The 7,196-nt window shown below is 62.5% G+C and carries 5 protein-coding genes; 3 read left to right on the plus strand and 2 right to left on the minus strand.

Annotated features, from left to right (window positions below; genetic code table 11):
• Positions 1–103 precede the first annotated feature (103 nt).
• Genes NPS29_RS21835 through NPS29_RS21845 form a run of 3 tightly spaced genes read left to right on the plus strand, consistent with a single transcriptional unit; the run spans position 104 to position 5,594 of the window.
• A complete protein-coding gene (locus NPS29_RS21835; protein ID WP_274135046.1) occupies positions 104–1,345 on the plus strand; it encodes an exonuclease SbcCD subunit D C-terminal domain-containing protein in 1,242 nt (413 codons plus the stop codon).
• Positions 1,342–4,983: an AAA family ATPase gene (locus NPS29_RS21840; RefSeq protein WP_274135048.1), complete on the plus strand. Its 3,642-nt coding sequence runs from the start codon at positions 1,342–1,344 to the stop codon at positions 4,981–4,983. Before NPS29_RS21835 ends, NPS29_RS21840 begins: the two co-directional genes overlap by 4 nt.
• Positions 4,983–5,594 (plus strand): glutathione S-transferase, encoded by a 612-nt coding sequence (locus tag NPS29_RS21845; RefSeq protein ID WP_274135050.1) that lies wholly within the window; start codon positions 4,983–4,985, stop codon positions 5,592–5,594. Before NPS29_RS21840 ends, NPS29_RS21845 begins: the two co-directional genes overlap by 1 nt.
• A gap of 42 nt (positions 5,595–5,636) precedes the next feature.
• Here NPS29_RS21845 and NPS29_RS21850 read toward each other — a convergent pair whose 3' ends face one another.
• Together NPS29_RS21850 and NPS29_RS21855 are read right to left on the minus strand one after the other, a co-directional pair.
• Positions 5,637–6,011 carry a hypothetical protein gene (locus tag NPS29_RS21850; protein WP_274135052.1) on the minus strand — a complete coding sequence of 125 codons (375 nt, stop codon included), beginning with the start codon at positions 6,009–6,011 and terminating at the stop codon, positions 5,637–5,639.
• Entirely contained in the window at positions 6,001–6,975 is a 975-nt protein-coding gene (locus NPS29_RS21855) for a hypothetical protein (RefSeq protein WP_274135054.1), read from the minus strand. The genes NPS29_RS21850 and NPS29_RS21855 overlap by 11 nt, the downstream gene beginning before the upstream one ends.
• Positions 6,976–7,196: the final 221 nt, after the last annotated feature.

The following is a 7,196-nucleotide window of genomic DNA, read 5'->3' on the forward strand; positions in this document are numbered from 1 at the left end:
GCGAGCAAGCTCGCTCCCACAGTTGACCTCATTCCCTGTGGGAGCGAGCTTGCTCGCGAAGGGGCCAGAGCAGACAACACCTCTTTAGAACCAAGGTACCCCAATGCGTCTGTTCCACACCTCCGACTGGCACCTGGGCCAGAACCTTCACGGCCAGGAGCGGGATTTCGAACACGAGAGTTTTCTCAAATGGCTGCTGGCAAGGCTCGTCGAACGCAAGCCTGATGTGCTGCTGATCGCCGGTGACATCTTCGACACGGTCAACCCGCCGGTCAAAGCCCAGGAGCGCCTCTACGACTTCATCGTCAGCGCCCACGAACAGAACCCGCAACTGACCATCGTGATGATCGCCGGCAACCACGATTCCGGCTCGCGCATCGAACTGCCCGCCCCGCTGATGCGTCGTTTGCGCACCCACGCCCTGGGCCGGGTGCTATGGCTGGACGACGGCGTGCTCGACGTCGAGCGCCTGTTGCTGCCGCTAACCAACCCCAAGGGCAAGGTGCTGGGCTGGTGCCTGGCCTTGCCATTCCTGCGCCCGGCCGAAGTGACCGGCCCCGCATTGGGCGAAAACTATCTGCGCGGCATCGGCCAGGTCCATGAAATGCTGATCGCCGCCGCCAACCAGAAACGCAAGAAAGGCCAGGCGCTGATCGCCATCAGCCACGCCCACATGGCCGGCGGCTCGGTGTCCGAAGACTCGGAACGCAGCCTGATCATCGGCAACGCCGAGGCGCTGCCCGCCAGCCTGTTCGGCGAGACCATCACCTACGTCGCCCTGGGCCACCTGCACAAACCGCAGAAGGTCAACGGCGAAAACCGCATCCGCTACAGCGGCTCGCCGATCCCGCTGTCGTTTTCCGAGATCGGCTACCAGCACCAGATCCTCGAAATCGACTGCGAGAACGGCAAACTGGCCAGCGTCACCCCGCTGCTGATCCCTCGTGCCGTCAACCTGCAACGCATCGGCCCGGCGCCTCTGGCCGAGTTGCTGTTGCAGCTCAAGGACCTGCCGGACATCGACCTGCTGGCCGACATCGACCGCCAGCCGTGGCTGGAAGTGCGGGTCAAGCTGGACGAACCGCAACCGGACCTGCGCAACCAGATCGAGGCCGCGCTGGAAAACAAGGCCGTGCGCCTGGTGCGCATCGCCGCGGAATACGCAGGCAAAGGCAATCGCGATGACGAAGACGACCGCGAACTGATCGAACTCGACCAGTTGAGCCCACAGGAACTGTTCAGCCGCGCCTGGCTGGACAGCTACGGCAGCGAGGTCGATGACCAGACATTGCAGGACTTCGCCACCCTGCTTCAGGACGTGCAACTGGAGAGCGAACAGCCATGAAGATTCTTGCCATTCGCTTGAAAAACCTCGCGTCCCTCGCCGGCCCCTTCGAGCTGGACTTTACCACCGAGCCCCTGGCCAGCGCCGGCCTGTTCGCCATCACCGGCCCCACCGGCGCGGGCAAGAGCACCTTGCTGGACGCCCTGTGCCTGGCGCTGTTCGGTGCCATTCCGCGGCTGAACAACGTCGGCCAGTCGAAGGTGCCGGAGATCGACGGTGACATCAGCACCAACGATCCGCGCAACCTGCTGCGCCGTGGCACCGGCAGCGGTTACGCCGAGGTGGATTTCGTCGGCATCGACAAGCGCCGCTACCGCGCCCGCTGGGAAACCAACCGCGCCCGCGACAACGCCACCAAGAAACTGCAGGCCAGCCGCCAGACCCTGACGGACCTGGACAGCGAACAGATCCTCAGCAGCCAGAACAAGACCGAATACAAGAACCTGCTCGAAGCCCGGCTGGGGCTGAATTTCGAGCAGTTCACCCGCGCCGTGATGCTGGCCCAGAGCGAGTTCAGCGCTTTCCTCAAGGCTGACGACAAAGAGCGCAGCGAACTGCTGGAAAAGCTCACCGACACGGCCATCTACAGCCAGTTGGGCCGCCGCGCCTACAGCAAGAGCAAGGAGGCCGAGGAGGCGCTGAAAACCCTCAACGCCCAGGCCGGCAACCTGACACCGCTGGAGCCGGAGCAGCGCGCCGAGCTTGAGCAGCGCTTTGCCGATGCACAGCAGCAACTGAAACTGGCCCAAGCGCAACTGCGTCAGCTTGAACTCAAGCAGCAATGGCTCAGCGAATTGACCCGCCTGCGCGACAGCCACCAGGCCGCCAACGAGCAACTGGCCAGCGCGCAGCAGACGTGGGACCAGCAAGCCAGCGAGCGCCAGCAACTCGTGCAACTGGAACGGCTGGCTCCGCAGCGCCACCTGTTCGGCCAACGCACCCGCCTCGATGCGCAACTGACGCCATTGGCGGCGCGCATCCAGGCGCAGGTCGAGCAGCAGGCACAGACCCAGGCGACCCTGAGCGATCTGCAAGCGCAACTGGCCTCGGCCCAAGGCGCCCTGCAACAGGCGCAGGAACAGCAGCAGGCGGCCAAGCCCGCGTTGAGCGAAGCGTTCGAGCAGCACGCCCAGCTCAATCACCTGAACAACGAACTGCAACCGATCAGCGAACAGGCGCGCATCGCCGAACAGGCGAGCCAAGAGGGTCAGGCGGCGCTCGATCAATTGAGCGAGCAGCAGCGTCTGGTCGAAACCCGCCTGCAATCCATTGCCGAACAGCTGCAAGGCAGTGCCGCGCTGGATGCCCTCAGTCAGTCGTGGACGGCCTATCGCCCGCGCCTGCAACAGATCGTGCTGGTCAGTTCGCGCCTGAACAAAGGCCGCGAAGAATTGCCCGCGCTGGAGCAGGCGTCCACCCGCGCCGAGCAGGCCCTCAGTGAGCGTCGCAGCGCGTTGCAGGCGCTGTACGACGACGCCGAGGTCAAGGCCGACGCGGTCAGCCAGGAAATCGAACGCCTCGGGCAACTGTTGCAGGACAACCGTCAGCAACACAGCGCAAGCGACTCACTGGACCGCCTGTGGCAGCGCCATCAGGACATCGCCACACGCCTGCAACAGGTGCAGGCCCAGCAGCAACAGGCCACCGAGCGCCGTGCCCAGAGCATCGCCAAAGGCCTGCAACTCAAGGGTGAACACGAGGCCGCCGAGCAGGCGCTGAAGGTCACCGTCGAGTTGCTGCAACGCCAGCGTCTGGCCCGCAGCGCCAGCGTCGAGCAACTGCGCGAGCAATTGGTCGATCACCAGCCTTGCCCGGTGTGCGGCAGCGAAGAGCACCCGTATCACCAGTCCGATGCCTTGTTGCAGGCGCTCTCCGGCCATGACGACGGCGAAGAAAGCGCAGCGCGCCTGAAGGTCGCCCAGCTCAGTGAAACACTTGCCGAACTGCGCGCCGAAGTCGCCGAACTGAACAACCAGCTCAAGCAATCCAAACCGCAGTTGGAGCAACTGGGCGAACAGTTGCAGAAACTGACACCGGACCTCGAAGCCCACCCGCTGTATCCGCGCCTGCTGGAACAACCCGAGCACCTGCGCAGCGACTGGCTCAGCGAGCGCCTGCATCAACTGACCCAGGACGTGCTTAATGCCGAGCAGCGCCAGACGCGCCTGCTCAAGGTGCAGCGCGACGCCGAAGCCCTGCAAAGCCAGGTACAGGACGCACGCGAAGCGAGCCAGCAGGCGATGAAGTTGCTCGATGACCAGCAGCGCAACATCTCCCTGGACAACCAGAGTTTCGAAACCGCGCTGCAGGAGTTCGAACCGCTGCTGCCCGCTGAAAGCCTGGCGCTGTGGCGCGAATCGGCCACCGAGAGCTTCCTGCAACTGGACAACGACATCGCCCTGCGCACCCAGCAGCTCGATCAGCAAAAAGACGAACAGCAGGAGCACAGCGAGCGCGCGCAGAAAATCGAACGCGAGCAGTTCGCCCAACAGGGCCGTCAGCAACAGCATCAACAATTGCAACAACGTGTACAGGCCTGCCAGCAACAGCAGCAGGCCGTGCAACGGCGCCTGCGGGAAATCCTCGGTGAGCAACCCAGCGCGCACGCCTGGCAACAGCAACTGGAACAGGCCGTGGAACAGGCGCGTCAGGCCCAGGCGAACACCTCCGATGCCCTGCAACAGGCACACAGCGCCCTGATCAAGCTGACCACCGAACTGGACGGCGAACGTCAGCGGCTGGACGCATTGCAGCAGGAAGTCGCCGATCTGGATCGTCAGATCAGTGACTGGCGCAGCCAGCACGGCGAGCTGGACGACGCGGCGCTCGAGGCGCTGCTGGCCTTAAGCGACGACGATGTCGGCCAGTTGCGCCAACGCCTGCAACACAGCGAAAAAGCGCTGGAACAGGCCAAGGTGCTGGTGCAGGAACGTGATGCACAAGTGCAGCAGCATCAGGCGCAACACAGCGACATCAACGATGCCGAACAACTGGCCTCGGCGCTCAACGAGGCTCAGTCGCAATCAGCGACCCATGACCAACTGTGCGCCGACTTGCGTGCGCAGATCAGCGAGGATGAACGGCGGCGCACCGCCAACAGCGAGTTGCAGGAACGCATCAAGGCCGCCCATGGCGAATACCTGCGCTGGGCGCGCCTGGCCACGCTGATCGGCTCGGCCGAAGGCGACAAGTTCCGCAAGATCGCCCAGGCCTACAACCTCGACCTGCTGGTGCATCACGCCAACGCACAACTGCGGCAACTGGTTCGCCGCTACCGCCTCAAACGCGGCGGCAGCATGTTGGGGCTGCTGGTGATGGACACCGAAATGGGCGACGAACTGCGCTCGGTGCATTCGCTGTCCGGCGGCGAAACCTTCCTGGTTTCCCTGGCATTGGCCCTGGGCCTTGCGTCCATGGCGTCGAGCACGCTGAAGATCGAATCGCTGTTCATCGACGAAGGCTTCGGCAGCCTCGACCCCGAGTCCCTGCAACTGGCGATGGACGCGCTGGACGGCCTGCAGGCCCAAGGGCGCAAGGTCGGGGTGATCTCCCACGTGCAGGAAATGCACGAGCGCATCCCGGTGCAGATCCAGGTCAAACGCCAGGGCAATGGCCTCAGCACCCTGGAGGTCAGCTGATGAGCGCCCTGCTCTACTCCTTCCGCCGCTGCCCTTACGCCATGCGAGCGCGCATGGCCGTGGCCTACTCGGGCGTGGCGGTGGAAACAGTGGAAGTCAGCCTCAAAGCCAAACCGGCCGAGATGCTGGCGCGCTCGCCCAAGGGCACGGTGCCGGTCCTGGTGCTGGACGACCAAGTGCTGGAACAGAGCCTGGACATCATGCGCTGGGCCTTGGCCCAGAACGACCCGCAGGATTGGTCCTTAGCCGGCGACATCGACGGACAGCGGCAGATAGCCGAACTGATCGAACTCAACGACGGCCCGTTCAAGACCGATCTGGACCGCTACAAATACGCCGTGCGCTACCCCGAGTTCAGCCAGGAACACTACCGCGCACAGGGCGAGGTATTTCTCGCAAGGCTCGAAGGCTTGCTGGCCACGCGGGATTACCTGGTCATCGACCACCTGACCCTGGCCGACACCGCCCTGGCGCCGTTCGTGCGGCAGTTTTGCGGTGTCGACCCCGAGTGGTTCTGGCAGGCGCCCTATCCACGTTTGCAGGCGTGGCTGCAACGGTTTCTGGATTCAGAGCTGTTCAAACAGGCCATGGTGAAACACCCAAACCTGTAGCAGCACGGCTTGCCGGCGGGGGCGGACTGGAGATCGCCCTCGCTATATCTTCCCAGCCACAAGCGCCAGCACAAACAGAAGCAGGAGCAACAACGCCGCCATTACATGGGGGATCACGGCCCAGCGTTTAAGGTGGGCTGGCATGTTCTTCACATCATCGGGATCCACCAGCCCCTTGCGGATATACAAGTTGCTGAAAAGCAACGCGCTTGTTGCTAGCCCCAGCCTGTATTGACGGCCCAATAAACCGGTGTTACTCCCAAGTCGTTTAGCGTCGATGTTGAGTTGGCTGTTCCCGAGGGCGTCTTCAATTTCCTCAACTCTGAAGAACACGACCCACAAAAGCACTGCCAAATCGACAGTCAACAGAAGCATGCCACAAGCCATGCTCCAATCCAGAATCAGGTTAACGTCCATGGCCTGCCTCATATAGCAGAATGGTCAAATCCTCTCCAATCACTGACCCCAGGGTTCCCCCACCCAACGCCATAACTGCCCCCGCTACAAGTACGCAGCCCGCCAAAGCTACCCCTCCAGTGGCTACTCCAACTCCGACGCAGATCGCCGGACCGGCTGCCGTTGCAACTACGCCGCCAGCCGAAGATCCCACTATCCCACCCGCCGCTTTACCGGTTTCCACATACTTCGCCCTGGTACATTCCTCTTCCCGCCCAGTTGAACAAGCCTTCTGGATCTCCAGCGCACCCACACCAACATCCAGCGCAATCCCGACGTAAGCACCCTTACTCATCGCACTCGCCATTTTCGACACGCCCCTGACCTTGCCGGCATAGCCCCTGATGTCGCCTGTATGCAGGTAGCTTTTGCTGGAGATCCCCAGGATCTGCTTCATCTTGCCCTGATTACTCAAACCCGACCCATAACGACCGATGCCTTTAAGGCTCGTCTCCATCCGGGTAAACAGCGCACGCCGCTGGGCAAAGAACTGATCGTTTGTCATTGCGCCCGCACGCCAGCGCTGATGCAGTGCCTCGGTCTGCTTGAGCAGGTCTTCCAGATCCTTGAGATGCCTGCTCCACGCCGCCGTGCTGGCTCCAATACCGATCGAGCCGTACGACATGAAACTTTGCAGCAGGTCGAAGTTATGCGTCATCACAGAACTTTCCCGTGCGGACATGCCGATCATTGCCCCGCGAACCTGCGAGGCCAGTTCCATCAACCGGGTCTCTTCGGGTGTGCACATGCTGGTCGAACCGTCACCGACGACCACGACGTCTCCGGGCCTCACCATGCCATTACGAAGGAAGGGATTGAGCTGATCGAGTTTCGAGCGAGCGCTCATGGAGAGGGCGAGATGATGATCTCGAAGGTGGATGTAGTGCCGGAGTTGGTCGTTCACGAATGCGTAGGGTTGTGACATCTCGAGCTCCCTGCTTTGAAAGGATTGCCGCGGCGCGGTGTCCTTTCCGGGCCATTGGAAGCCGGACAGTAATTTCAGGGTTTGGCGATGTCACTCAACAAGTTGTTAAAAACGACCTGACTACGAAGTTTTCGGAAACTCCCTACGCAGAGCTTCTGGATGACCTACACCCGTAGCAGCACGGCTTGCCGGCGGGGGCGGCCTTGAGATCGAGATCGGAA

It is taken from the genome of Pseudomonas putida (genome assembly GCF_028682175.1).
GTDB classification, from domain to species: Bacteria; Pseudomonadota; Gammaproteobacteria; order Pseudomonadales; family Pseudomonadaceae; genus Aquipseudomonas; species Aquipseudomonas putida_AD.